We start from the raw sequence: 21,809 nt of genomic DNA, 5'->3' as shown, positions 1-21,809 counted from the left end.
ATCCACGCATGAGCAAACTTCTGAGCTACCTGCTCGCTTCCACCCTTGTTGCCGGCGCCGCGTATGCGCAGACCGCCAGCAGCGGCTCGACCCTGGACACCCAGTCCGGAGCTTCCGCGACCAGTAGCGGCAGCCTGTCGTCCCAGAACTCGGTGAGCGGCCAGGGCGCCACCACGGACGGCACGCTGGGCGCCAGCGGCGGCGCCATCGTCCAGCCGGGCGCCACGGCAGCCGGCTCCGGCTCCACCGCCGAGCCGAGCGGCACCAGCGCCATGGGTGCCAGCGGCACGCCGCCGGCCACCAATTCCGGTGCGACGCCCGCCCCGGTGGGCAGCGGCGACACAGCGGGGAGCACCGCCGGCAGCACGGCGGGTTCGGCCAGCGGCAGCGATGCCACGTCCGGCTCCAGCTCCAGCGCCACCAACAGCAACACCAACAACATCTACCTGAACGGCGGCACCACCAGCGACAGCACGTCCACCGCCACGCCGAATGGCTCGTCGTCGTCGTCCACCGGCTCGGCCATGGGCAACCGCGGCGATTGCCCGCCGGGCCTGGCGAAGAAGGACAACGGCTGCCTGCCTCCGGGGCAGGCCAGGAAGCTGGACTAGATCGCGCCGATCACTGGGGCGAATGCGCTCCCGAACGCCGGCACTGGCCGGCGTTTTTTTCCTTGGGGGTGCGCCCGCCCGTCAGGCGGCGATGTCGGCGCCGCGCTGCTGCAGCAACTCGCGCAGCACCGAGCGGTGGCAGTGGCTTTCGTTCTCGCAGTAGCAGCCCATCGAGAAATGGCTGCCGTGCGACAGCGCGGCCAGCAGGTCGAGCGAACGGCTCGCGTCGGGCTGCGCCATCTCGGCCTTGAACTTGCGGACGAACGCCGCCCACTCCTTGTCGTCCTTCGCCTGCAGTGCCATCTGCATCACCGGCGGGCTGGGCGACAGGTTGGGGTACCAGACGTCGTACCAGTCGTCGGCGGCGAAGCGTTCCTTCGGCACGCCGCGCGGCGGCCGCCGGACCGTTCCGATGCGCAGCCCCTCGCCGGGTTTGCGCGCTGTGCCCAGCCTCACGATGCGGATCGCCATCTCTCGTCTCCTCGGTGCAACTGCGGTCGTTAGAATGCCTGGGTTCGGAGCGTAGCGCAGCCTGGTAGCGCATCTGGTTTGGGACCAGAGGGTCGGGGGTTCGAATCCCTCCGCTCCGACCAGCCGGGCCTTCGATTCACGAAGGCTTCTCCCTTTGGCCGAATGGCCACTGGAGCTCCCCCCGCGCGGTTTTTCCTGTCCTGGCCCGATGGGCTGCGCCTGCAACGTGTAACCCGCCCGTCGCGGTACGGTTCAGTGGTCTACCAGGGAGATCGTGATGCCCGACATCCGCAGCCAGTCGCAGGGCCAGGACCGCCAGCGCATCAACGTGCACCAGGACTACGAGTAGCGCGACTGGGCCAAGGGCCTGAACACCACCCCCGAACGCCTCAAGGAAGCCGTGCAAGCGGTGGGCAATCGCGCCGACAAGGTGCGCCAATACCTGGGCGGTGGGGGCAAGCCGCGCTGAGCACCGTCGCGCAGCAGCAGCCGGGATGCGAGAATCCGGCGTCCGCCTGCCCGTAGCTCAACTGGATAGAGCAGCTGCCTTCTAAGCAGCAGGTCGGGGGTTCGAGTCCCTCCGGGCAGGCCAGAATTTCTCAATGGAGACGCGCACTTAGCTCCTTCGTGGTGCGCCAGTCCAACCACAACCCCAGCGCTGCGCCAGGGCTCTCGGAGGTGCGCAGGCCCCGAAGTAGCGCGCGATTTCCTCGCTGTAATGCCGCGCGCAACAACAAGGCCAGTGTGCTGCGCCAGGCCCTGCCCCCTGGGTGAAGCCGGTCAGGACTTCGGCAAGCTCAATGGTAACGAACCGGCTGGCGGCCACCTGAACCGGGCGGCCGGGCGACTCGGGGATCTGCAGGACTGCGCTCATGCTCCCTGTTCCCCTGGTTGGAGGGCGTGCGGCTTCCCTTCGCCGCAGTACGGGCACCAATACAACCCGTGGCCGGAGCCGGGCGGATCTTCTTGGAAGTTCGTCGGCCACTCCTCGCGCGGGAGGATGGACGTCCGGCCTGGTTCTATGAGACCGACAGCATCGTAGGCGTGCGAGTGCGGCGCAATGCCGTACTGCGGGAAGCACGCTGCTCCGTCTGGATCGGTGCACATGGCTCAGCTCATCCCTTCCCACCCTCTTGCTCGTTGCGCTCCAGCCTGATGGCATCCGCGCCGACGAGCGGCAGAGGGTGCACGCCGAGTACCACGCCGCCACCATCGCCCAGCAGGAGCGCAACCGCGAGCTGCAGCCCGCCGCCGAGAGGCGCTACACGGTTGCCGCCGAGGCGCGCGAGCGAGTCATCACTGAGACCATCACGGAGGTGCGCTATGTCACCAAGAACCTTGCTGCTTGCCCCTTGAGCCTGCTGCTGTCGGCGTGCTCAACCGTGCAGCCGCCTGTGCCCGCGAAGATCGACCCGCCGCCTGTGGCGCTGGTGACGGCGTGCAGCCGGCCGAGTGACCTGCCGGATGGCGCCACGGCTCAAGACCTGGCGCAGTGGGCGGTGCAAGTGGATCGGGGCCTACGAGTGCTAGCGGTTGAAGCGGGCGGCGCTGGTGGAGGCGTGGCCGCGCTGACCTTTCCCGCATAGAACTATTCCAGCGCAACCACGTCGCGCACGGTGACGCTCTTGAAGTACTCCACATAACCCGGCGCGCACCCCAGCGGGCCGCAAGTGAACCGCTCGGCCTGCACTGACGAGGGGCTGAACGTGTTGTGAACCACTTGCCCGCTCTCTTCGCGGTACTTGCGCGGCACCGCGTCGATGACGGGCGCGACCTCGATGCCCGAGGGATCGTCCAGCAGCTCCCGAACGCCGACAGGCTCGCCCTGCCGCGTCACCATGATCCCGAGCCATGGGTCGAACAGCACCCAGCGGCCCAGCCCCTCCACCCAGACTTCTGCCGTCGAGTGGCTGTAGGTCACAAGGTCCGGTAGCTGCGGGGCGTAGTTCGCGGCCTCGACCAGCCGCACCTTGAGCCCGTCGACACCAAGTGAGGCGTGGGCAAACAGGTCGCGGAACCCTGAGCACATGATGGCGAAGTCACCGCTTTGGACGAGCTGCATCTTCGTCGGCAGGGGATGGGACAGGAATTCGTCGTAGCTCTTGCTCGTCGGTCCTTGCTGGAGGGGCTGCTGCCAGAGGTGGCGAAGCAGGCCAGCCGCCTTGTCGATCTCGTCGTATGGGCTCACGTCCTCAGGTGCAGCGGCGATGACGGGCGTTCCGACAACGGTCAGGGCCGAGGCTTGGACCTCGCCTTCTGGTGCGATCGCCTCGATCGTGCGTCGGCCAAGAATGGAGTAGCCGCCGGGGCGCGCGAAGTCGAAGGTCTGCCGAAGCCAGTCCTCCGACTGCCGGACCACCTCGACGTATTCGTTGCCAATCCAGACGACGATGGAGTACTCCCCCGCAGTGGGTTCGTTCTGAATCGGGATGGTGATCGCCTTTCCGCTCGGGACGTTGACGGCGCGCTCTTCCATTCCCAGCAGGGAGCTCACCTCAAGCGGGACCGACGCCGCCATTGCGTATCTTGCGGCGGCGGGTCGGTCAAATTCCAGGGTGATGAAGTCGGCGGTCTGCGAGTAGCCGACGATCCGTGCCGGCGTGGCAATGTCAGCCCCGACCGCCGCGCCCGCGCCTGAGCCGCCACCCCCGCCGCATCCACCCGTGCAGGCCGAAACTGCGGCGGCCAGGATGACCCCCAAGAGCCATTTCATCCCTCTCCCTCCCTCCCTCGCTCTATGGCTGAGGTTAGGGTAGCCCTGATCGCGCGACGGGTGGTGGGGCGATTTCTTAAGGGTGGGTTCGAGCCGGGTAGGAATCCGGGGAAGAATCGGCCGAATCCAGCACCACGCAGCACACCATCCCCTCTGGAGCGCAGTCCAGCACAACAAGGAATAAGCTATCTGTGGGTTCGAGTCCCTCCGGGCAGGCCAGGCCGCTGCCGTTCCCATTGCCCCGCGCTGCATCTGCCACCGCGCTGCCACCGATGCGGCGAGACTGCTTGCCGCCATTCACCGATACCTGGCGCGGACCACTTCTTCACGTCGGGCAGCGCCGCACCGTGGCGCGACATCGCCGGCCGAGCATCCCGACGGGCGACGAGGCCCGATCGGGCGCACACTGTGTGCCCAAAGAGGGAAGCACATGGCCGACCTTCCGTATCGCGACCGAAGCGAGGCAGGCCGCGTCCTCGCCACCAGGCTTGCGCATTGGCGCGGCGCGCCCGGCTTGCTGGTGCTCGGGCTGCCGCGTGGCGGCGTGCCGGTGGCCGCCGAAGTGGCGCACGCCCTGGCGGCGCCGCTGGACGTGTTCGTGGTGCGCAAGCTCGGCTATCCGGGAGCGCCCGAGGTCGCCATGGGCGCGATCGCGTCCGGCGGCGTGCGGGTGGTCGCGCCGTTGCCGGGCATGCCGGTGGACCCGGTCGACGTCGAGCGCGTCGCGGCCAGGGAACTGGAAGAACTGCAGCGCCGCGAACTGCTGTACCGCGGCGGGCGCCTGCCGCTGCAACTGGCCGGCCGCAGCGTGATCGTGGTCGATGACGGCCTGGCCACTGGCGCCAGCCTGCTGGCGGCCGCGCGAGCGGTTCGCAGCGCCGGCCCGCTGCGCCTGTGCGCGGCCGTGCCGGTGGGCTCGAGCGAAGGTTGCGAGCTGGTGCGGCCGGCCGTCGACGAACTGGTGTGCCCGGCGATTCCGATGCCCTTCCGCGCCGTGAGCCTGTGGTACCGGCACTTCCCGCAGACCAGCGACGCCGAGGTGCGCAGCTTGCTGGCGCGGGCCGGACCGGCTCCTTGAACCGCCAACAAAATCGCCGGATGCCAGCCCAGCCGTGGGCACTCCGCTGGCTATAATCGTGGGCTTTGCCGTGGGACGTTAGCTCAGTTGGTAGAGCAGCGGACTTTTAATCCGTTGGTCGCAGGTTCGAATCCTGCACGTCCTACCACCCATCCCCAAGGGCTGCCGCAGGTTTCGCACCGACGGCAGCCCTTTGTCTTTGCGCCGAAGCCCGGGCCGGGGTGGCGCCATGCGTCGCGTGCGAAAACGCCACACGCCCGGCCGCAAACGTAACAAGGCTCATCCATTGGCGGCATGCGACGTGGCCGCTGCGCGCCCGCGCCGGTACTTGAGTTTCGCGTTGCTGCGAACACGAACGGGCCCGGCCCGGCCGTTGCGACCATGCCGGTGCTGTTACGCGGCGCCACAACCCCGCCACGGCGCATGGGTAGGATTCCCATTCGTCCCGAGCCCGCCCGCATGAGCCCCGCCAGCCCCGCCGCCAACGCCACGATCCACGCGTCCGCCGCCATGAGCCGGCCTGACGCCATCCGCGAAGTGCTGGCCATGCTGCGCGAGCACGGCATGGACGTGGTGTTCGTTGGGCACTACACGGACGGATCTCGCCGCTTCCGGGTGGTCGAGGCGCTGGAGCACGGGCCGGCCGCGGCGCTGGCCACCGGGGTGGCCTGCGAAGCCGCAGCCGGGCGGCTGCTGGAAGCCCCGGTGCTCAAGCGCGATGGCAGCGTGCACGGCATGCTCTGCTGCACCAGCGCCGACGAGGCCACGGCCGAGCGCGACCTGCGCTGGCTGCGCCACGGTGCACGGCTGGCGGCTCGCCTGCTGGACCAGGAGCAGGTGCTGCGCAAGCTTTCGGCGCAGTCGCTCAGCCACTGATCGGGATCAGCGCAGCCGCAGCGCCTCGGGCGCGGGCAGCGCCAGGCGCGCGTCCCTGACCACCCGCACGCAATCCTTGAGGTGCTCTTCGCCCAGGTAGCGAAGGGCGGCATAGCCCATCAGCGCGGCCACCGCCTGGCCCGCCAGCGGGACGTAGCGGGCGGCCTGCTTGCCGGTCATGCGCAGGCCCACGGTGCGCGCCAGACGCAGCACCATCTCGCGCGTCACCATCCGGCCGATCACGACCGACCCGACGGCGGACACGGCCTTCTGGACCTGGTCGCGCCGGTGGTGCGGCAGCCGGGCGAGCTGGTCGGGCGTGAGGCCGAAGGCCCCGTTGATCTCCGGCAGCAAGCGGGTGAGCAGGGCGGCGTCGGCCGCCCAGTCCAGCCCCGGGACGGGCACCGCGCTGGCCGCCGCACCCACCAGGGCCCGGCGCGACAGCAGCCTGCGGCAGGCCCGCACGCGCTCTTCGAGGGCCGGATCGCCGGCAGCGAGCTGGAGTGCGGTGGGCATCGGAGGCGGACCGCTGGCCGTCGTGTCCGGCGGTCAGCGCCGCTGGTACTGAGTACTGCCGAACAGGATCTCGCGCGCGCGCTCGTCCGTGATCGGCTTGCGGCGATCGGCCAGCACCTGGATGCCCCGCTGCACGGCGGGCCGCTGCTCGATGGCGTGGAACCAGCGCTCCAGCGCCGGGTAGTCCGACAGCTCGATGCCCTGGTTCTTCCAGTTGCGCAGCCAGGGCCAGGTGGCGATGTCGGCGATCGAATACTCGTCGCCGCCCAGCCAGCGGCTGTGTGCCAGGCGCCGGTCGATCACGCCGTACAGGCGCCGGGCTTCGTTGGTATAGCGCTCGATGGCGTACGCGATCTTCTCGGGCGCGTACTGCCGGAAGTGGTGGTTCTGTCCCAGCATCGGGCCGACCCCGCCCATCTGGAACATCAGCCACTGCAGCACCTCGTAGCGGGCGCGGTCGCCGCGGGGCAGGAAGCGGCCGGTCTTGCCGGCCAGGTAGACCAGGATCGCGCCCGACTCGAACAGCGAGATCGGCTCGCCATCGGGGCCTTCCGGGTCGGTGATCGCGGGGATCTTGTTGTTCGGGCTGATCGCCAGGAAATCCGGCTGGAACTGGTCGCCGGCGCCGATGTCGACGGCGGTGGCCCGGTACGGCAGGCCGCATTCCTCCAGCAGGATGTGCACCTTGTGGCCATTGGGCGTCGGCCAGCTGAAGACTTCGATCATCGGTTCGGTCGCTTGGGGTTTGCTTCGATAATGCGCCACTGTAGGTCAATCCCGCGCGCCATGTTCGACCGCATCCGCAAGGCATTCTCCCCGCTCCGGCAGGCGCCGGAGCAGCGCTTGCCGCCGGCGTCGATGGCGTCGCCGCTGGCCGGCAAGGCGGCCGACTGGGCCGCCGGCCAGGGGTTCACCGTGGCGACCCAGTCGGGCGCCACCGCGCTCGCCTTCGAAGGCCGGGTGGCCGGCAAGGGCTGGCGCATGGAACTGGGGCGCCCGGGCCGCAAGTACATCCGCGGCGAGGAACTGCGGGGCCGCGCCGAGCTCGACATCGATCCCGACGTCCTGGTGGTCGCGATGAACCGGCCGCTCAAGGAATCGCTGGAGAAGCAGGCCTATGCGCTGTACACCGATTCGCTGCAGACCAGCGTGGACCCCAGCCTGCCCGAGGAGATGCGGCTGCTGGCCATGCACGAGGAGGTGGGCTGGGACAGCATGCCGCGCGTGTTCTGGAGCCGCTACGCCGTGGTCGCCGACGACCGCGGCCAGGCCCAGTCCTGGGTGGATGCGGAGCTGGCCCACTTGCTGATGGAGTGGCCCGAGCCGGCACCCGCCGCCGAACTGCCGGTGCTGCTGATGCTGCTGCGCGGCCGGGCCTACCTGCGCATGGAGCAGGGGCCCGATGCGCTGCCCGCGCTGCAGCACGCCACCCGTGTGTTCGGGCGCGCCTGCGAGAACGCGGTCAAGGCGTTCTCGTAGAAGGCTCAGGCGCCGCGCGTGGCCGCCGGCGGGGCGTCCTTGCCGTAGCTGCCGTACTTGCCCAGTTCCCACTTGGCGATCGCATTGCGGTGCACCTCGTCGGGGCCGTCGGCGAAGCGCAGGGTGCGCGCGCCGGCGTAGGCATAGGCGAGCGGGAAGTCGTCGCTGACGCCGCCGCCGCCGTGGGCCTGGATGGCCCAGTCGATCACCTGGCAGGCCATGCTGGGCGCCACCACCTTGATCATCGCGATCTCAGTGCGGGCGACCTTGTTGCCGGCCACGTCCATCATCCAGGCCGCCTTCAGCGTGAGCAGGCGCGCCATGTCGATCTTGCAGCGGGCTTCGGCGATGCGCTCCTGGGTCACGGTCTGGGCCGCGACCGGCTTGCCGAAGGCAACCCGGCTGAGCGAGCGGCGGCACATCAGCTCGAGCGCGCGCTCGGCCAGGCCGATCAGGCGCATGCAGTGGTGGATGCGCCCCGGGCCCAGGCGGCCCTGGGCGATCTCGAAGCCGCGGCCTTCGCCCAGCAGGATGTTGCTGGCCGGCACGCGCACGTTCTCGAAGAACACCTCGGCGTGGCCATGCGGCGCGTCGTCGTAGCCGAACACGTTGAGCGCGCGCGCGATGCGGATGCCTGGCGCGTCGGACGGCACCAGGATCATGCTCTGCTGCGAGTGCCTGGGCGCGTCGGGGTCGGTCTTGCCCATGGTGATGAAGACCTTGCAGCGCGGGTCGTTGGCGCCCGAGGTCCACCACTTGTGGCCGTTGATCACGTACTCGTCGCCCTGGCGCTCGATGCGGGTGCAGATGTTGGTGGCGTCCGACGAGGCGACTGCCGGCTCGGTCATGGCGAAGGCCGAGCGGATCTGGCCTTCCAGCAGCGGCTTGAGCCATCGCGCCCTGTTCTCGTCGGAGCCATAGCGCGCGATCGTTTCCATGTTGCCGGTGTCGGGCGCCGAGCAGTTGAACACCTCGCTGGCCCATGGCACGCGGCCCATGATCTCGGCCAGCGGCGCGTACTCCTGGTTGGACAGCCCGGCGCCGTGGTAGCCCGAGGCTTCGGCCGTGTCCTTCGGCAGGAACAGGTTCCACAGGCCGGCCGCCTGGGCCTTGGGCTTGAGGTCCTCGATCGTCTTCAGCGGTGTCCAGCGCTTGCCGGCGGCGGTGTTGGCCTGCAGCTCGTCGTGGTAGGCGCGCTCGCCGGGGTAGATGTGGTCGTCCATGAACTTCAGGAGCCTGGCCTGCAGTTCGCGTGTCTTGGGGGAGTACTCGAAGTCCATGGAGTGCCTTTCGAAAGGTGGGGGTCAGGCGCGCTGGGCGAACTGCCAGGCAAGCTCGGCCATCGGCCGGGCGGTCTTGCCGGAAGCCACCGCCTGCGCGCTGGACGCAGTGCCCGCCTCCGCCCGCTTGGCGATGCCCTGCAGGATGGCGGCGATGCGGAACATGTTGTAGGCCATGTAGAAGTTCCAGTCGGCCTTGAGGTCGGCGACGGTGGACAGGCCGGTGCGGTCGCAGTAGCGGCGCATGTAGTCGTCCTCGGCGGGGATGCCCAGCGCCGCCAGGTCCAGTCCGCCGATGCCGCGGAACGAGCCGTGCGGGATGTGCCAGGACATGCAGTGGTAGCTGAAGTCCGCCAGCGGGTGGCCGAGCGTGGACAGCTCCCAGTCGAGCACGGCGATCACGCGCGGCCGGCCGGCATCGAACATCAGGTTGTCTAGCCGGAAGTCGCCGTGGACGATGGAGACCTTGCTCTCGTCGCGCGCGGCGGCCGGGATGTGCGCCGGCAGCCACTCGACCAGCTTTTCCATCGCCGGGATCGGCTGGCTCATGGGGCCCGCGCCGTCCGCCGATGCCTTGTACTGCTTGGTCCAGCGGCCGATCTGGCGCTCGAAGTAGTTGCCCGGCTTGCCGTAGCCGGCCAGGCCGCGCGCGGCGAAATCGACCGTGTGCAGCGCCGCGATCACGCGGTTCATCTCGTCGTAGATCTCGCCGCGCTGCGCGGGCGACATGCCGGGCAGGCCCTGGTCCCACAGCACGCGGCCCTGCATGAACTCCATGATGTAGAAGGCGCGGCCGATGACCGACTCGTCCTCGCACAGGCAGTGCATGCGCGGCACCGGCACGTCGGTGCCGGCCAGGCCGGTCATCACGGCGAACTCGCGCTCGATGGCATGGGCCGACGGCAGCAGCTTCGCCACCGGCCCCGGCTTGGCGCGCATCACGTAGTTGCGCGCCGGCGTGACCAGCTTGTAGGTCGGGTTGGACTGGCCACCCTTGAACAGCTCGACCGAGAGCGGCCCCTCGAAGCCGGGCAGGTTCTGGCGCAGCCAGGCGGTGAGGGCGGCGACGTCGAAGGCGTGGCGCTCGCCGACGGGGCCGGTGCCGATGAAGTGGTCGAACTCGCTCATCAGAGATCAGCCTCGACGATGCGCATCAGCCCTTCGCGGTTGCGCACGATCAGGCCGCCCGGCTCGATGCGGATCACGTCATCGCGTTCCATGGCCTTGAGCTCCTGGTTGACCCGCTGGCGCGAGGCGCCCAGCAGCTGGGCCAGCTCCTCCTGCGCCAGGTGCAGGCCGATGCGCATCTCGCTGCCGTCGGCCAGTTGCGGCACGCCGTAGCTGCGCACCAGGTGCAGCAGCTGCTTGGCCAGGCGCGCGCGCAGGGGCAGGGTGTTGAGGTCCTCCACTAGCCCGAAAAGCTGGCGGATGCGCCGCGCATGCAGGCGCAGCAGCGCCTCGTACAGCTCGACGTGCGAGGCCAGGATCTTGCGCAGGTCGGCCCGCGCCACGCACACGATGGTGGAGTCGCCGTGCGCGTAGGCATCGTGCGTGCGCCGGTCGCCGTCGAAGATCGCGACGTCGCCGAACCAGATGCCCGGCTCCACGTAGGTCAACGTGATCTGCTTGCCCGAGATCGAGGTCGAGCTCACCCGCACCGCGCCCTTGGCGCACGCGATCCATTCCTCGGGCGGATCGCCGCGCGCGGCGATCAGTTCGCCGTCCTTGTAGCGTTTGACGTAGGTGCATCGGAGGATGTCGTGGCGCAGCGAAGGGGAGAGCGAAGAGAACCAGCGGCCGCCGTTGATCGCCTCGCGTTCCTCGATGGTAAGAATGGGCTCGTCCATGGTCTGTCTTGTCAGTGACTGGCAGGCGCGGCCATTGTCGCTTGCGGGACCCGCGGCCCCGGCGTCGCGGCGCAGCGCGACCGCGCTGCGGCTCAGCGGTAGCGCGGCTTTTCCTTGGCCAGGAACGCCGCGATGCCGATGCCGCCGTTGGGGTGGTGCAGGTTGCGCACGAAGTGGTCGCGCTCGGCGGCCAGTTGCTGGTGCAGGCTGGCGCCCGGCGCTTCGTTGAGCAGTTCCTTGATGCTGGCCAGCGCATTGGGTGCGCGGGCGTTGAGCCGCTCGGCCAGGGCCAGCGCTTCGGCCAGGGCACTGCCTTGCGGCACGACCCTGTTGACGACGCCCAGTGCATGCAGCCGGTCGGGGCCGATGCGCTCGCCCGACAGCAGCAGCTCGCTGGCCAGCTGGCGCGGCAGCGCGCGGCCCAGCGACCAGGTGGCGCCGGCGTCGGGCGACAGCGCGACCGTGCTGTAGGCCATGACGAACACCGCATCGGCGGCGGCCACGATGAAGTCGCAGGCCAGCGCCAGCGAGAAGCCGGCGCCGGCGGCCGGCCCTTCCACGGCCGCGATCACCGGCTTGGGAAAGCTGCGGATGGTCTCGATCCAGTCGTGCAGGCCCTCGACGCTGCGCGCCTGCACCTCGGGCGGCTGCTGCCGGTTGGCCTGCAGGCGCTGCAGGTTGCCGCCGGCGCAGAAGATGCCGCCTTCGCCGGTGATCACCACGCTGCGCACGTCGGGGTGGGACTCGGCGACGTTCAGCGCCTCGACGCCCGCGGCGTAGATTTCCGGCCCGAGCGCGTTGCGCTGCTCGGGGTTGCGGATGGTCAGCACCATGGTGCTGCCTTCGCTGGTGCTCTGGAGCTGGGCGGGCACGGCCTAGGTTTCCTCTTGCAGCAGCGACAGCCCGATCGCGCCGCGGCGGCGCAGCCAGGGGCTGGGGCGGTAGCGCGGATCACCATAGACCGTCTGCAGGTTGAACAGCACCTCCAGCACGTTGGCCGGGCCCCAGCGGTCGCCCATCGCCAGCGGGCCCATCGGGTAGCCCAAACCAAGGGTCACGGCGGTCTCCAGGTCCTTGGGCGTGCAGATGCGCTGCTGGCAGATGTCGGACGCGATGTTGACGATCGTCGCCAGCACGCGCTGGGTGACGAAGCCGCCCGAGTCGCGGATCACGCTGATCGGCTTGCCGTCGCGGGCGAACAGCGCATGCGCCGCATCGCGCATGTCGGCGCGCGTGGCCGGGTTGGTGGCCAGCACGCGGCGCCGGGTGGCCGCATCGTCGATCAGCAGGTCGATGCCAACGGTGCGGGCGGGGTCGAGCCGCTCGACCACGGCCACCGTGGTGACGTCGAAGCCGAGCGGGGCGACGAGCGTCAGGGCGTTGAGCGAGGGAGACTGGCCGGTCTCGATCGTCGCGCCCAGGTCCTTGAGCAACTGGTACAGCTCCTGCCGTCGCGCCGCCCGGGTCGACACCCACACCGGCGGCATCTCGTCGACCTTCGGCGGGGCCGGCTCGGCCGGCACCTGGGCCTTGCCCTCGACGTAGCGGTAGAAGCCCTCGCCCGACTTGCGGCCCAGCAGGCCGCCGGCTAGGCGCTGCGCGGTGATCACGCTCGGGCGGTAGCGCGGCTCGTCGTAGTACTGGCGGTAGATCGACTCCATCACCGGGTGCGAGACGTCGAGCGCGGTGAGGTCCAGCAGCTCGAACGGCCCGAGCTTGAAGCCGGCCTGGTCTCGCAGGATGCGGTCGATGGTGGCGAAGTCGGCCACGCCTTCCGAGGCGATGCGCAGCGCCTCGGTGCCGTAGCCGCGGCCGGCGTGGTTGACGATGAAGCCGGGCGTGTCCTGGGCCTGCACCGGCGTGTGGCCCATCTGGCGCGCGTAGGCGGCCAGCTGCTCGCAGGCGGCCGGGTCGCTGCGCAGGCCGGCGATCACCTCCACCACCTTCATCAGCGGCACCGGGTTGAAGAAGTGGTAGCCGGCAAAGCGGCCGGGACGCTGCAGGCCCGCAGCGATGGCGGTCACCGACAGCGACGAGGTATTGGTGGCCAGCACGGCCTCGGGTGCCACGATCGTCTCGAGCCGCGCGAACAGCTCCTTCTTCACCTCCAGGCGCTCGACCACCGCCTCGACCACCAGCTGGCAGTCGGCCAGCTCGGCGATGTCGCCGGCCGGCAGCAAGCGGGCCTTGCAATCAGCGACCGCGGCGGCGTCCATGCGGCCCTTGTCCTGCAGGCGGTCCCACTGGTTGCCGATCTCCTGCACGGCCTTGCCGGCGGCGCCGGCCTGCGCGTCGAACAGGCGCACGCGGCTGCCGGCCTGCGCGGCAATCTGCGCGATGCCGCGGCCCATGGCGCCGGTGCCCACCACGGCCATCGTTGGGAAGAGGGGTGTTTGCATGGCCGGGATTATCCGCGCGCGGTCCTGGTCGCCCGGGTGGCCAGCATGCTCAGGCCCAGGGCCGCGATCAGCGAAGCGAGCCCGGCCCAGTGCAGCAGGCCGAATCCGCTGTGCAGCATCAGCCAGCCGCCGCCGGCGGCGCCGATCGCCTGTCCGGCATACATGGCGGAGGAGTTGAGGGCGATGGAGCCGGCGGCCAGGCCGGGCGCCAGGCCGACCAGCCGGGCCTGCTGGGCCGAGTTGGAGGCAAAGCAGCCCAGCGCCCACGGCACCACCACCAGCGCCATCGCCAGCACCGAGGTGCCCAGCGGCCACAGCGCGAAGCTGGCGACCATCAGGCCGATGCCGATCCCCACCGAGCGGGCGGCGCCCACGCGGTCGACGTTGCGCGACATCAGAACATTGCCGATGAAGCCGAACAGCCCGAACCACATGAACATCAGGCTGATCGCCGTCGGCCCCGTGCCCAGGGCATGGCGGAAGTAGGGCGCGAGGTAGGAGAACAGCACGAACTGCCCGGCCGAGTACAGGACCGTCACCGCGATGCACAGCATCAGCGGACGCGAGCCCAGCGTGTCGGCCCAGGCGCGCGCCGAGAGCGCAGGTGGACGCACGCCGTCGGGCATGCTGCGCCAGACCCAAGCGGCGCCGACCATCGCCAGCACGGCCACGGCGCCGAAGGCCGCCTGCCAGCCGAGCACGCCGCCGATGAAGGCGCCCATCGGCATTCCCAGCACCGAGGCCAGCGACCAGCCGAGGAACACGAAGGTGATCGCGCGGCCGCGTTCGTGTGCGGGCACCAGCAAGCCGACGCAGGCCGCGGCCTGCGGCGTGAAGATGGCGGGCGCGACGACCGCCAGCGCCCGCAGCGACAGCAGGGCGCCGAAACCCGGCGCCAGCGCGCACGCTAGGTGCAGCAGCGCGTACCAGAGCAGTACCAGGGCCAGCAGCCGGCGCCGGTCCCAGCCGGCGACCACGGCGGCCAGCAGCGGCGCGCCCAGGCACATCACCACGCCGCCGACGGTGATCAACTGGCCGGCGGTGGCCACCGGCACCTGCAGGGAATCGCTGATCTCGTTGAGGGTGCCGGCCACCACCATCACGCCGGCGCCGATGACGAAGTTGCCGAACAGCAGCGCCCAGAGAACCGGCGCTGGGGCGGCGCGGCCGGCCGTGGCTGCGGCGGCGCCGGGCGCTGTCATGGCGCGGCCCGCTTCAGCGGCGCACCTGCAGGGCTTCGGGGTTGACCACGTGGGTCGGCTCGCCGCGGATGAAGTTGACCACGTTGTCGAAGGCCGAGCCGAACAACAACTCGTAGTTTTCCTGCTCGACGTAGCCGATGTGCGGGGTGCAGATGCAGTTTTCCAGCCGCAGCAGGGCGTGGCCCTGCAGGATCGGCTCGCTCTCGAACACGTCGATCGCGGCCATGCCGGGGCGGCCGCGGTTCAGGGCGGCGATCAGCGCGTCTTGCTCGATCAGCTCGGCGCGCGAGGTGTTGACGAACAGCGAGTGCGGCTTCATGCGCGAGAGGTCCTCGAGTCTCACGATGCCCTCGGTCTCGGGGTTGAGCCGCAGGTGCAGGCTGAGCACGTCGCTGTAGGTGAAGAGCTGCTCGCGGCTTTCGGCGGCGATGTGGCCGTCGGCCTCGGCGCGCGAGCGCGAGCCCTCGCGGCCCCACACCAGCACCTGCATGCCGAAGGCGCGGCCATAGCTGGCCACCAGCTGGCCGATCCTGCCGTAGCCCCAGATGCCCAGGGTCTTGCCCCGCAGCACCATGCCGAGGCCGAAGTTGGTGGGCATGGAGGCCGACTTCATGCCCGACTGCTGCCAGGCGCCATGCTTGAGCGTGGCGACGTACTGGGGCAGGCGCCGCATGGCGGCCATGATCAGCGCCCAGGTCAGCTCGGCCGGGGCCACGGGTGAGCTGATGCCCTCGGTGACGACCACGCCGCGCTCGGTGCAGGCCGCCACGTCGATGTGTGGGCCGGCGCGGCCGGTCTGGGAGATCAGCTTCAGGCGCGGCAGCTTCTCGACCAACTGGCGGCTGATGGGGGTGCGCTCGCGGATCAGCACGATCACGTCGGCGTCGCGCAGGCGAACGGACAGCTGGCCGATGCCCTTGACGGTGTTGGTATAGACCTTGGCGGGGAAGGCCTCGAGCTTGGCCGCGCATTGCAGCTTGCGAACGGCGTCCTGGTAATCGTCGAGGATCACGATGTTCATGGGGCGATTGTCACATCGGAAACGCTGTGCGTTTCCGCTTGTGGCCCATGAACAGCTCAGGCGGCGGCCGACTCCAGCGCGACCAGGCGGTCGAGCTCGGCGCAGACGTCGGCCATGCGGCCGGAGATCACCAGCCGCCCGGCCGTGCGGGGGCCGAGCGCGGCGTCGACCACGCGCAGCACGCGCAACGGCCGCCGCGGCAGGGGCGAGGGGCTGCGCTGCGGCCAGGCGACCTGCGCGCGGCAGGGTGCGGTGTGCAGGCCGCGGATGCCCGCCGGCCGCAGCGGCGAGCCGGCGAAGGCCGGCTGATGCGCCGCGGAAGCGGCGCGGCCGGCGAACCAGCGGCGAGCCGCGCCCAGCACGCGGGCGAAAGTGCAGATCGTGAGTCCCATGTCGCTTTCCTTGAACTTCAGGCACGAAACACAGGCGAGATTGGCGATGCGGTGCCGGAAGGCGCAGGGTGATGGCGCCTTGCGCGCCATACGCCCGCCACCTGCTGCCTTCCGGCGGCGGCCTACATCAGCATGGTGTTGCGGATCAGGCCCACGGCCAGGCCCTCGATCTCGAACGGCTCGCCGGGATTGACCACGATGGTCGGGTAGTCCGGGTTCTCGGCGTGCAGCTCGACCACCTGCTTGTTGCGCCGGAAGCGCTTGACCGTGACCTCGTCGCCCAGCCGCGCGACCACGATCTGGCCGTTCTTGGCTTCGCGGGTGGCCATGACGGCGAGCAGGTCGCCGTCCATGATGCCGGCGTCGCGCATAGACATGCCGCGCACCTTGAGCAGGTAGTCGGGGCGGCGCTGGAACAGGGTGCTCTCGACGTAGTAGGTCTGGTCGATGTGCTCCTGCGCCAGGATGGGCGAGCCGGCCGCCACGCGGCCGACCAGCGGCAGCGGGATCTGCGCCATGCCCGGCAGCGACAGCGCGAACTGCTTGAAGCGCGACTCGTGGATGGAGCGCAGCGTGGCGTCTTTCAGGCGGATGCCGCGCGAGGTGCCGCTGACCAGCTCGATCACGCCCTTGCGGGCGAGCGCCTGCAGGTGCTCCTCGGCGGCGTTGGGCGACTTGAAGCCCAGTTCGGCGGCGATCTCGGCGCGGGTGGGCGGGGCGCCGGTGCGCGCTACGGCGGCCTGGATCAGGTCCAGAATCTGCTGCTGGCGCGCGGTGAGCTTGGGCGACTCGGTCATGGGCTGGCTCCTTCGGGGGCAGTCACTGGCTACCCATCCAGTATCTGTATTTTTAACCAGTTTAGGGAAAGAGTGCAAGTGACTTCGAACAGGATCGTGGTGCTGGGCACCGGGGGGACCATCGCAGGAAGGGGCGCACCGGGCGCGGACATGGGCTACGTCGCCGGCCAGATCGGCGTCGGCGAGCTGCTGGCGGGCATTCCCGAGCTGGCCGGCGTGCCGGTCGCCACCGAGCAGGTGGCGCAGATCGACAGCAAGGACATGGCTTTCGGCGTGTGGCAAGCCCTGGCGGCCCGCTGCGCCCACTGGCTGGCGCAGGCGGACGTGGCCGGCATCGTCATCACCCATGGCACCGACACGCTGGAGGAAACCGCCTGGTTCCTGCAGCGCGTGCTGGCGCCCGCCAGGCCGGTGGTGATCACCTGCGCCATGCGGCCGGCCACGGCGCTGGTGCCGGACGGTCCGCAGAACCTGGTGGACGCCTTTGCCGTCGCCCGGCACCCCGGGGCGCAAGGCGTGACGGCGGTCTGCGCCGGCGTTGTGCACGGCGCGGCCGAGGTGCGCAAGCTGCACCCGTACCGGCTGGATGCGTTCGGTTCCGGCGACGCCGGGCCGCTGGCTTACGTGGAAGCCGGCCGGCTGCGCCGGTTGCGGGCCTGGCCGCAGGGCTCGGCCGAGGCGGCGCTGTTGGACCGGCTCGCACGCACGCGCGAGTGGCCGTGGGTCGAGATCGTCACCAACCAGGCCGGCGCGGGCGCGCGCACGGTCGATGCCCTGGTGGCCGCCGGCGTGCGCGGCCTGGTGGCGGCCGGCACCGGCAACGGCAGCCTCAACTCGGAGATGGAGCAGGCGCTGCTGCGTGCCATGGACCGGGGCGTGCGCGTGGTGCGCTCGACCCGCTGCCTGGACGGCGAGGTGATCGGCCAGCCCGGCGACCGCCTGCCGGCGCACCCGCTGACACCGGTGAAGGCGCGGGTGGACCTCCTGCTGGAGTTGCTGGGCTGAGGAAGCCGCCGTCCCCCGCGACCGCGGGGCACCGTCCCCCGCGAAGGCGGGGCATTCAGATTGGCTTGGGAAGCAATGTCACCCCCCGCGAAGGCGGGGATCCAGCGCAACGCACCTCGACGCGAAGGCCCCGCCTGCGCGGGAAGGCTGCCGAGACGGGCTCAGCTCTCCAGCGCCGCCAGCACCCGGGCGGTGATCTCTTCGACCGTGCCGATGCCGCTGATCGCGCGGTACTTGGGCGCGCGGGCGGGATCGTCCTTGGCCCAGTTGGCGTAGTAGTCCACCAGCGGGCGCGTCTGCGAGGCATAGACCTGCAGGCGCTTCATCACGGTTTCTTCCCGGTCGTCGTCGCGCTGGATCAGCGGCTCGCCGGTGACGTCGTCGACGCCGTCCACCTTGGGCGGGTTGAACTTGACGTGGTAGGTGCGGCCCGAGGCCACGTGCGAGCGGCGCCCGCTCATGCGCTCGACGATGGCGTCGAACGGCACGTCGATCTCCAGCACGTAGTCGAGCGCGACGCCGGCCTGCTTCATCGCCTCGGCCTGCGGGATGGTGCGCGGGAAGCCGTCGAACAGGAACCCCTTGGCGCAATCGGGCTGGGTCAGGCGTTCCTTGACCAGGCCGATGATGATGTCGTCACCGACCAGGCCACCCGAATCCATCACCTGCTTGGCGGCCAGACCCAGCGGCGTCCCGGCCTTCACGGCGGCGCGCAGCATGTCACCGGTGGAGATCTGGGGGATGCCGTACTTCTGGCAGACGAAAGCGGCCTGCGTGCCTTTGCCAGCGCCCGGTGCGCCCAGCAAGATCAGTCTCATGGATGTCCTCGGAAGGTTGGAAGCGGCGCCGCGGGCCCGTGATCATCCTCCCGCCGGGCCGCTGCGCGTCATTGCGCTTGAGGATAGCACGCAGCCTCGGCGCGGCTTGCGCTCAATCCGGCAGCCGCGCGAAGGCGGCGCGCACCCGCGCCAGGTCGTCCGGCGTGTCGACCCCGGGGCCGGGCGCACCGGCGCTCACGTGCACCGCGATCCGGTGGCCATGCCAGAGCGCGCGCAGCTGCTCCAGCGCCTCGAGCTGCTCGATCGGCGCCGGCGGCAGGTCGGGGAAGCGGCGCAGGAAGCCGGAGCGATAGGAGTAGATGCCGATGTGCCGCAGCGGGGCCGGCTCGGGCAGGCTGGCCATGCCGTTGGCAAAGCCATCGCGCCACCAGGCGATCGGCGCCCGGCTGAAGTACAGCGCCAGGCCGGCGGCGTCGGTGACGACCTTGACCACGTTCGGATTGGCGAACTCGGCGACGTCCTGCAGCGGGTGCGCCGCGGTACCCATGGATGCGTCCTGCCGCTGCAGCAACAGCGCGGCGACCGCGTCGACCAGGGCCGGCTCGATCAGCGGCTCGTCGCCCTGCACGTTGACCACGATCTCGTCGTCGCCCAGTTGCAGCAGGCGGCTGGCTTCGGCCAGCCGGTCGGTCCCCGATGGATGGTCGGGCGAGGTCAGCAGCGCTTCGACGCCGTGGCTGCGGCAGGCTTCGACGATGGCGGTGCTGTCGGCGGCGACGACGACGCGGCTGGCTCCCGAGCGGCGGGCCCGCTCGGCCACGCGCACCACCATCGGCTTGCCGGCGATGTCGGCCAGCGGCTTGTTGGGCAACCGGGTCGAGGCCAGTCGCGCCGGAATGACGACGGTGAAGCCCACGGCGTCAGGCCAGCGGGGTGCGCGTGGGCAGGCGCTCGAGTTCCTCGTCGCTCAGGGCGCGCGCCTCGTCCTCCAGCAACACCGGGATGCCGTCGCGGACCGGGTAGGCGAGGCGGGCGCTGCGCGAGACCAGTTCCTGCCGCGAGCGGTCGTAGTCGAGGTGGCCCTTGGTGACCGGGCAGACCAGCAGCTCAAGCAGTTTGGGGTCCATCCGGCGATGATAGCTTTGGCCGCAGCAGCGAATGCAGGGCAGGCCAGAAGCCGGCGTCGATCTCCAGCTCCAGCGGAACGGCCCAGGCGTCGGGGCGGTGGCGCCACAGCTTGACGGCGTCCTTTTCGGTGCACAGCAGCGGCCCGGCGGTCGCGGACCAGGGCTCCGGGGCGCCGAATTCGTGGTGGTCCGGCAAGGCCCAGGTCTCGCGCAGCCGGATGCCGGCCGCGCGCAGCTGGTCGAAGAAGGCCTGCGGCTGCGCGATCCCCGCCAGGGCCGCGCAATCACCCGCAGCCGCCAGCGCCCGCAGCTCCAGGCGCTCGCCGTCGGCTCGCCAGGCGTAGCCTGCCAGCCGGCGCCGCACCACGAAGCCCTCGATGCCGGGCGTCTGCGCGTCGCGCAGCACGAGGTCGACCGCGCGCGGCCATGGCTCGCGCAGCGGCCCCGCCGGCAGCAGCCAGCCATTGCCCACCCCGCGCCGGTCGAAGACGCAGATCTCCACGTCCCGCGCCATCGCGCGGTGCTGCAGGCCGTCGTCGCTGAGGATCACCTGCGTGCCGGGATGCGCCTGCAGCAGCGCCTGCACGGCCTGCGGACGGCGCGCGGCGACGAACACCGGCACGCGGCAGCGCGTGGCCACCAGCAGGGGTTCGTCGCCGACCTTGGCCGGATCGCTGCCGGGCGCCACCGGCAGGCAGTCGCCGCCGTGCCGGCCGTGCCCGCGCGAGACCACGCCGACCTTCAGCCCTTCGGCCGCAAGCCGCTCGGCGATGGCCATCACCACCGGTGTCTTGCCGGCGCCGCCGGCCACGACGTTGCCGACCACCACGACCGGCACCGGCGCGCGTTCCACTTCCAGCATGCCGGCGCGGTACAGGCTTCCACGCACGCGCACCGCGCTGCCGTACAGCAGGGAAACGGGGAAGAGCGCCCGGGCCAGCGGCCCCCGGCGCAGCCAGGCGCTCTGCAGGGCCTGGCGCATCGGCTTCAGCGTCCGCCGGCCTGCGCCGACGACTGCGCCGCGAAGGTGATCTGCTGCAGGCCGGAGCGGCGTGCCGCTTCCAGCACGGTGATCACCGACTGGTGCGGCGCAGTGGCGTCGGCGCTGATGATGATGACGCTCTCGCGCCCGGCCTTGGCGGCTTCGGACAGCGCCTGCGCCAGCACGTCGGGGCTGCGGCCGCTGACCGCCTCGCGATTGACGGTGTAGCGGCCGTCGCTGGCCACCCCGACGATCACCTCGCGCGGGTAGTCGCGCTGGGCGTCGGCGTCGGCCACCGGCAGGCGCAATTGCAGCTCGGTGAACTTGCTGTAGGTGGTGGACAGCATCAGGAAGATCAGCACCACCAGCAGCACGTCGATGAACGGGATCAGGTTGATCTCCGGCTCTTCCCGGGTGCGGCCGCGGAAGTTCATGCGCGCCGCAGGGCCAGCAGGTGGCGCACGAAGCGCTCGGACGCCAGTTCCAGCGTGAGCAGGTAGGCATCGACGCGGGCGCGGAAGTAGCGCCAGAAGATCAGCGCCGGGATCGCGATGATCAGGCCGAAGGCCGTGTTGTAGAGCGCAATCGAGATGCCGTGCGCCAGCTGCGCCGGGTTGCCCCCGGGCGCGCCGCCGCTGGGCGCCTGCGAGCCGAAGATCTCGATCATGCCGATCACCGTGCCCAGCAGGCCGAGCAGCGGCGCCGCCGAGGCGATGGTGGCCAGCGCGCTCAGGTAGCGCTCCAGCCGGTGGGCGACGGCGCGGCCGGCGCCTTCCATGGTGGCGCGCAGGTCCGATTCGGTACAGCGCGGGTCGCTGTTGAGCGCGCGAAAGCCGCTGGCCAGCACTTCACCGAGGGCGGAGTTCTGCTCGAGCTGGGTGACGACGTCCGGTGCGGGGACCGCCGCCCGCGAAACCGAGATGGCCTCGTCCAGCAACCGGGGAGGCGCCACCCGGGCGGTCTTGAGGCTGAGGAAGCGCTCGATGACCAGGGCCAGGGCAAGGATGGAGCAGGCAACCAGCGGCCAGATCGGCCAGCCTGCGGCTTGTATGATCGAAAACAAAGGGGCTCCGCCGGGCTTGGAATGCGAAAAGGTGGCGCGATTATGGAGGAGCTCGGGCGCGGTCGGACAAACGCCATCGACCGTAGGAAGCGACTCACAGAAGATGTGGACAACTTTGTGCAGAACCACCGCCCCATGGCCGCGCAGGCCGCATGAATGCTTCCATTTGTC

Annotated in this window: 26 protein-coding genes and 3 tRNA genes; 10 read left to right on the top strand and 19 right to left on the bottom strand. The window is 70.4% G+C overall.

Annotation, left to right across the window (positions count from 1 at the left end; all coding sequences use genetic code 11):
• Window positions 1–8: 8 nt before the first annotated feature.
• Entirely contained in the window at window positions 9–611 is a 603-nt protein-coding gene (locus tag PE066_RS00990) for a hypothetical protein (protein ID WP_271234707.1), read from the top strand.
• 81 nt (window positions 612–692) lie between these two features.
• Here PE066_RS00990 and PE066_RS00985 read toward each other — a convergent pair whose 3' ends face one another.
• Window positions 693–1,082, bottom strand: a complete 390-nt coding sequence (locus PE066_RS00985; RefSeq protein ID WP_271234706.1) for a DUF488 domain-containing protein — start codon at window positions 1,080–1,082, stop codon at window positions 693–695.
• 45 nt (window positions 1,083–1,127) lie between these two features.
• Here PE066_RS00985 and PE066_RS00980 point away from each other — a divergent pair.
• The 4 genes from PE066_RS00980 (at window position 1,128) to lysC (ending at window position 2,668) form a co-directional block, all read left to right on the top strand.
• Window positions 1,128–1,204, top strand: a tRNA-Pro gene (locus PE066_RS00980).
• Window positions 1,205–1,449: 245 nt separating this feature from the next.
• Window positions 1,450–1,551, top strand: a complete 102-nt coding sequence (locus tag PE066_RS21395) for a DUF3606 domain-containing protein (RefSeq protein WP_369128083.1) — start codon at window positions 1,450–1,452, stop codon at window positions 1,549–1,551.
• Between the two features lie 46 nt (window positions 1,552–1,597).
• Window positions 1,598–1,674, top strand: a tRNA-Arg gene (locus PE066_RS00970).
• 541 nt (window positions 1,675–2,215) lie between these two features.
• Complete coding sequence (gene lysC / locus PE066_RS00965) at window positions 2,216–2,668, top strand: Rz1-like lysis system protein LysC (RefSeq protein WP_271234705.1); 453 nt, start codon at window positions 2,216–2,218, stop codon at window positions 2,666–2,668.
• 2 nt (window positions 2,669–2,670) lie between these two features.
• On the opposite strand, the gene PE066_RS00960 is transcribed toward lysC, so the two are convergent.
• Window positions 2,671–3,795, bottom strand: coding sequence for a hypothetical protein (locus tag PE066_RS00960; RefSeq protein WP_271234704.1), 1,125 nt, complete (start codon window positions 3,793–3,795; stop codon window positions 2,671–2,673).
• 430 nt (window positions 3,796–4,225) lie between these two features.
• On the opposite strand from PE066_RS00960, the gene PE066_RS00955 reads away from it, so the two are divergent.
• The 3 genes from PE066_RS00955 to PE066_RS00945 all read left to right on the top strand — a co-directional run bounded on the left by PE066_RS00955 (window position 4,226) and on the right by PE066_RS00945 (window position 5,749).
• On the top strand, window positions 4,226–4,873 hold the full coding sequence (locus tag PE066_RS00955) for a phosphoribosyltransferase (RefSeq protein WP_271234703.1): 648 nt from the start codon (window positions 4,226–4,228) through the stop codon (window positions 4,871–4,873).
• Between the two features lie 72 nt (window positions 4,874–4,945).
• Window positions 4,946–5,021, top strand: a tRNA-Lys gene (locus PE066_RS00950).
• 311 nt (window positions 5,022–5,332) lie between these two features.
• On the top strand, window positions 5,333–5,749 hold the full coding sequence (locus PE066_RS00945) for a hypothetical protein (protein ID WP_271234702.1): 417 nt from the start codon (window positions 5,333–5,335) through the stop codon (window positions 5,747–5,749).
• A 6-nt stretch (window positions 5,750–5,755) separates the two neighbouring features.
• Here the strand turns inward: PE066_RS00945 and PE066_RS00940 are convergent, their stop codons facing one another.
• Both PE066_RS00940 and PE066_RS00935 read right to left on the bottom strand, forming a co-directional pair.
• A complete protein-coding gene (locus PE066_RS00940; protein WP_271234701.1) occupies window positions 5,756–6,265 on the bottom strand; it encodes a hypothetical protein in 510 nt (169 codons plus the stop codon).
• A gap of 33 nt (window positions 6,266–6,298) precedes the next feature.
• Window positions 6,299–6,991 (bottom strand): glutathione S-transferase C-terminal domain-containing protein, encoded by a 693-nt coding sequence (locus PE066_RS00935; RefSeq protein WP_271234700.1) that lies wholly within the window; start codon window positions 6,989–6,991, stop codon window positions 6,299–6,301.
• Between the two features lie 60 nt (window positions 6,992–7,051).
• On the opposite strand from PE066_RS00935, the gene PE066_RS00930 reads away from it, so the two are divergent.
• Complete coding sequence (locus PE066_RS00930; protein WP_271234699.1) at window positions 7,052–7,744, top strand: hypothetical protein; 693 nt, start codon at window positions 7,052–7,054, stop codon at window positions 7,742–7,744.
• Window positions 7,745–7,749: 5 nt separating this feature from the next.
• Here PE066_RS00930 and PE066_RS00925 read toward each other — a convergent pair whose 3' ends face one another.
• The 9 genes from PE066_RS00925 to lexA all read right to left on the bottom strand — a co-directional run bounded on the left by PE066_RS00925 (window position 7,750) and on the right by lexA (window position 16,682).
• Complete coding sequence (locus tag PE066_RS00925) at window positions 7,750–9,024, bottom strand: acyl-CoA dehydrogenase family protein (RefSeq protein WP_271234698.1); 1,275 nt, start codon at window positions 9,022–9,024, stop codon at window positions 7,750–7,752.
• A gap of 24 nt (window positions 9,025–9,048) precedes the next feature.
• A complete protein-coding gene (locus tag PE066_RS00920; protein ID WP_271234697.1) occupies window positions 9,049–10,152 on the bottom strand; it encodes a phosphotransferase in 1,104 nt (367 codons plus the stop codon).
• Window positions 10,152–10,871, bottom strand: a complete 720-nt coding sequence (locus PE066_RS00915) for a Crp/Fnr family transcriptional regulator (protein WP_271234696.1) — start codon at window positions 10,869–10,871, stop codon at window positions 10,152–10,154. Before PE066_RS00915 ends, PE066_RS00920 begins: the two co-directional genes overlap by 1 nt.
• Before the next feature lie 92 nt (window positions 10,872–10,963).
• Window positions 10,964–11,743 (bottom strand): oxepin-CoA hydrolase, alternative type, encoded by a 780-nt coding sequence (locus PE066_RS00910; RefSeq protein WP_271234695.1) that lies wholly within the window; start codon window positions 11,741–11,743, stop codon window positions 10,964–10,966.
• Window positions 11,744–11,746: 3 nt separating this feature from the next.
• Window positions 11,747–13,270: a 3-hydroxyacyl-CoA dehydrogenase gene (locus PE066_RS00905; RefSeq protein ID WP_271234694.1), complete on the bottom strand. Its 1,524-nt coding sequence runs from the start codon at window positions 13,268–13,270 to the stop codon at window positions 11,747–11,749.
• A gap of 8 nt (window positions 13,271–13,278) precedes the next feature.
• Complete coding sequence (locus PE066_RS00900; protein WP_271234693.1) at window positions 13,279–14,472, bottom strand: MFS transporter; 1,194 nt, start codon at window positions 14,470–14,472, stop codon at window positions 13,279–13,281.
• 13 nt (window positions 14,473–14,485) lie between these two features.
• Window positions 14,486–15,493, bottom strand: a complete 1,008-nt coding sequence (locus PE066_RS00895) for a D-2-hydroxyacid dehydrogenase family protein (RefSeq protein WP_271234692.1) — start codon at window positions 15,491–15,493, stop codon at window positions 14,486–14,488.
• A 56-nt stretch (window positions 15,494–15,549) separates the two neighbouring features.
• Window positions 15,550–15,885, bottom strand: coding sequence for a hypothetical protein (locus tag PE066_RS00890; protein WP_271234691.1), 336 nt, complete (start codon window positions 15,883–15,885; stop codon window positions 15,550–15,552).
• A gap of 122 nt (window positions 15,886–16,007) precedes the next feature.
• Window positions 16,008–16,682, bottom strand: a complete 675-nt coding sequence (gene lexA, locus PE066_RS00885) for a transcriptional repressor LexA (protein WP_271234690.1) — start codon at window positions 16,680–16,682, stop codon at window positions 16,008–16,010.
• A 78-nt stretch (window positions 16,683–16,760) separates the two neighbouring features.
• Between lexA and PE066_RS00880 the strand changes: the two genes are divergently transcribed.
• On the top strand, window positions 16,761–17,687 hold the full coding sequence (locus PE066_RS00880) for an asparaginase (RefSeq protein ID WP_440480560.1): 927 nt from the start codon (window positions 16,761–16,763) through the stop codon (window positions 17,685–17,687).
• A 161-nt stretch (window positions 17,688–17,848) separates the two neighbouring features.
• Here PE066_RS00880 and adk read toward each other — a convergent pair whose 3' ends face one another.
• The 6 genes from adk to PE066_RS00850 form a co-directional block, all read right to left on the bottom strand.
• Complete coding sequence (adk, locus tag PE066_RS00875) at window positions 17,849–18,505, bottom strand: adenylate kinase (protein ID WP_271234688.1); 657 nt, start codon at window positions 18,503–18,505, stop codon at window positions 17,849–17,851.
• Between the two features lie 112 nt (window positions 18,506–18,617).
• Window positions 18,618–19,382 carry a 3-deoxy-manno-octulosonate cytidylyltransferase gene (kdsB, locus tag PE066_RS00870; RefSeq protein ID WP_271234687.1) on the bottom strand — a complete coding sequence of 255 codons (765 nt, stop codon included), beginning with the start codon at window positions 19,380–19,382 and terminating at the stop codon, window positions 18,618–18,620.
• 4 nt (window positions 19,383–19,386) lie between these two features.
• Window positions 19,387–19,593: a Trm112 family protein gene (locus PE066_RS00865; RefSeq protein ID WP_271234686.1), complete on the bottom strand. Its 207-nt coding sequence runs from the start codon at window positions 19,591–19,593 to the stop codon at window positions 19,387–19,389.
• A complete protein-coding gene (gene lpxK, locus PE066_RS00860; protein WP_271234685.1) occupies window positions 19,574–20,575 on the bottom strand; it encodes a tetraacyldisaccharide 4'-kinase in 1,002 nt (333 codons plus the stop codon). Before lpxK ends, PE066_RS00865 begins: the two co-directional genes overlap by 20 nt.
• Window positions 20,576–20,580: 5 nt before the next feature.
• Window positions 20,581–21,009, bottom strand: coding sequence for an ExbD/TolR family protein (locus tag PE066_RS00855; protein WP_271234684.1), 429 nt, complete (start codon window positions 21,007–21,009; stop codon window positions 20,581–20,583).
• The gene (locus PE066_RS00850) at window positions 21,006–21,638 is read right to left on the bottom strand and encodes a MotA/TolQ/ExbB proton channel family protein (RefSeq protein WP_271234683.1); all 633 of its coding nucleotides are present in this window, start codon (window positions 21,636–21,638) and stop codon (window positions 21,006–21,008) included. The genes PE066_RS00855 and PE066_RS00850 overlap by 4 nt, the downstream gene beginning before the upstream one ends.
• Window positions 21,639–21,809: the final 171 nt, after the last annotated feature.

Source organism: Ramlibacter tataouinensis (genome assembly GCF_027941915.1).
GTDB lineage: Bacteria > Pseudomonadota > Gammaproteobacteria > Burkholderiales > Burkholderiaceae_C > Ramlibacter > Ramlibacter tataouinensis_C.
This window is presented reverse-complemented; position numbering and strand designations above follow the sequence as displayed.

Coding starts and splice junctions, on each gene's coding strand:
- PE066_RS00990 (WP_271234707.1), top strand. CDS start 9: ATGAGCAAACTTCTGAGCTACCTGCTCGCTTCCACCCTTGTTGCCGGC.
- PE066_RS00985 (WP_271234706.1), bottom strand. CDS start 1,082: ATGGCGATCCGCATCGTGAGGCTGGGCACAGCGCGCAAACCCGGCGAG.
- PE066_RS00960 (WP_271234704.1), bottom strand. CDS start 3,795: ATGAAATGGCTCTTGGGGGTCATCCTGGCCGCCGCAGTTTCGGCCTGC.
- PE066_RS00955 (WP_271234703.1), top strand. CDS start 4,226: ATGGCCGACCTTCCGTATCGCGACCGAAGCGAGGCAGGCCGCGTCCTC.
- PE066_RS00945 (WP_271234702.1), top strand. CDS start 5,333: ATGAGCCCCGCCAGCCCCGCCGCCAACGCCACGATCCACGCGTCCGCC.
- PE066_RS00940 (WP_271234701.1), bottom strand. CDS start 6,265: ATGCCCACCGCACTCCAGCTCGCTGCCGGCGATCCGGCCCTCGAAGAG.
- PE066_RS00935 (WP_271234700.1), bottom strand. CDS start 6,991: ATGATCGAAGTCTTCAGCTGGCCGACGCCCAATGGCCACAAGGTGCAC.
- PE066_RS00930 (WP_271234699.1), top strand. CDS start 7,052: ATGTTCGACCGCATCCGCAAGGCATTCTCCCCGCTCCGGCAGGCGCCG.
- PE066_RS00925 (WP_271234698.1), bottom strand. CDS start 9,024: ATGGACTTCGAGTACTCCCCCAAGACACGCGAACTGCAGGCCAGGCTC.
- PE066_RS00920 (WP_271234697.1), bottom strand. CDS start 10,152: ATGAGCGAGTTCGACCACTTCATCGGCACCGGCCCCGTCGGCGAGCGC.
- PE066_RS00915 (WP_271234696.1), bottom strand. CDS start 10,871: ATGGACGAGCCCATTCTTACCATCGAGGAACGCGAGGCGATCAACGGC.
- PE066_RS00905 (WP_271234694.1), bottom strand. CDS start 13,270: ATGCAAACACCCCTCTTCCCAACGATGGCCGTGGTGGGCACCGGCGCC.
- PE066_RS00900 (WP_271234693.1), bottom strand. CDS start 14,472: ATGACAGCGCCCGGCGCCGCCGCAGCCACGGCCGGCCGCGCCGCCCCA.
- PE066_RS00895 (WP_271234692.1), bottom strand. CDS start 15,493: ATGAACATCGTGATCCTCGACGATTACCAGGACGCCGTTCGCAAGCTG.
- PE066_RS00890 (WP_271234691.1), bottom strand. CDS start 15,885: ATGGGACTCACGATCTGCACTTTCGCCCGCGTGCTGGGCGCGGCTCGC.
- lexA (WP_271234690.1), bottom strand. CDS start 16,682: ATGACCGAGTCGCCCAAGCTCACCGCGCGCCAGCAGCAGATTCTGGAC.
- adk (WP_271234688.1), bottom strand. CDS start 18,505: ATGAGACTGATCTTGCTGGGCGCACCGGGCGCTGGCAAAGGCACGCAG.
- PE066_RS00865 (WP_271234686.1), bottom strand. CDS start 19,593: ATGGACCCCAAACTGCTTGAGCTGCTGGTCTGCCCGGTCACCAAGGGC.
- lpxK (WP_271234685.1), bottom strand. CDS start 20,575: ATGCGCCAGGCCCTGCAGAGCGCCTGGCTGCGCCGGGGGCCGCTGGCC.
- PE066_RS00855 (WP_271234684.1), bottom strand. CDS start 21,009: ATGAACTTCCGCGGCCGCACCCGGGAAGAGCCGGAGATCAACCTGATC.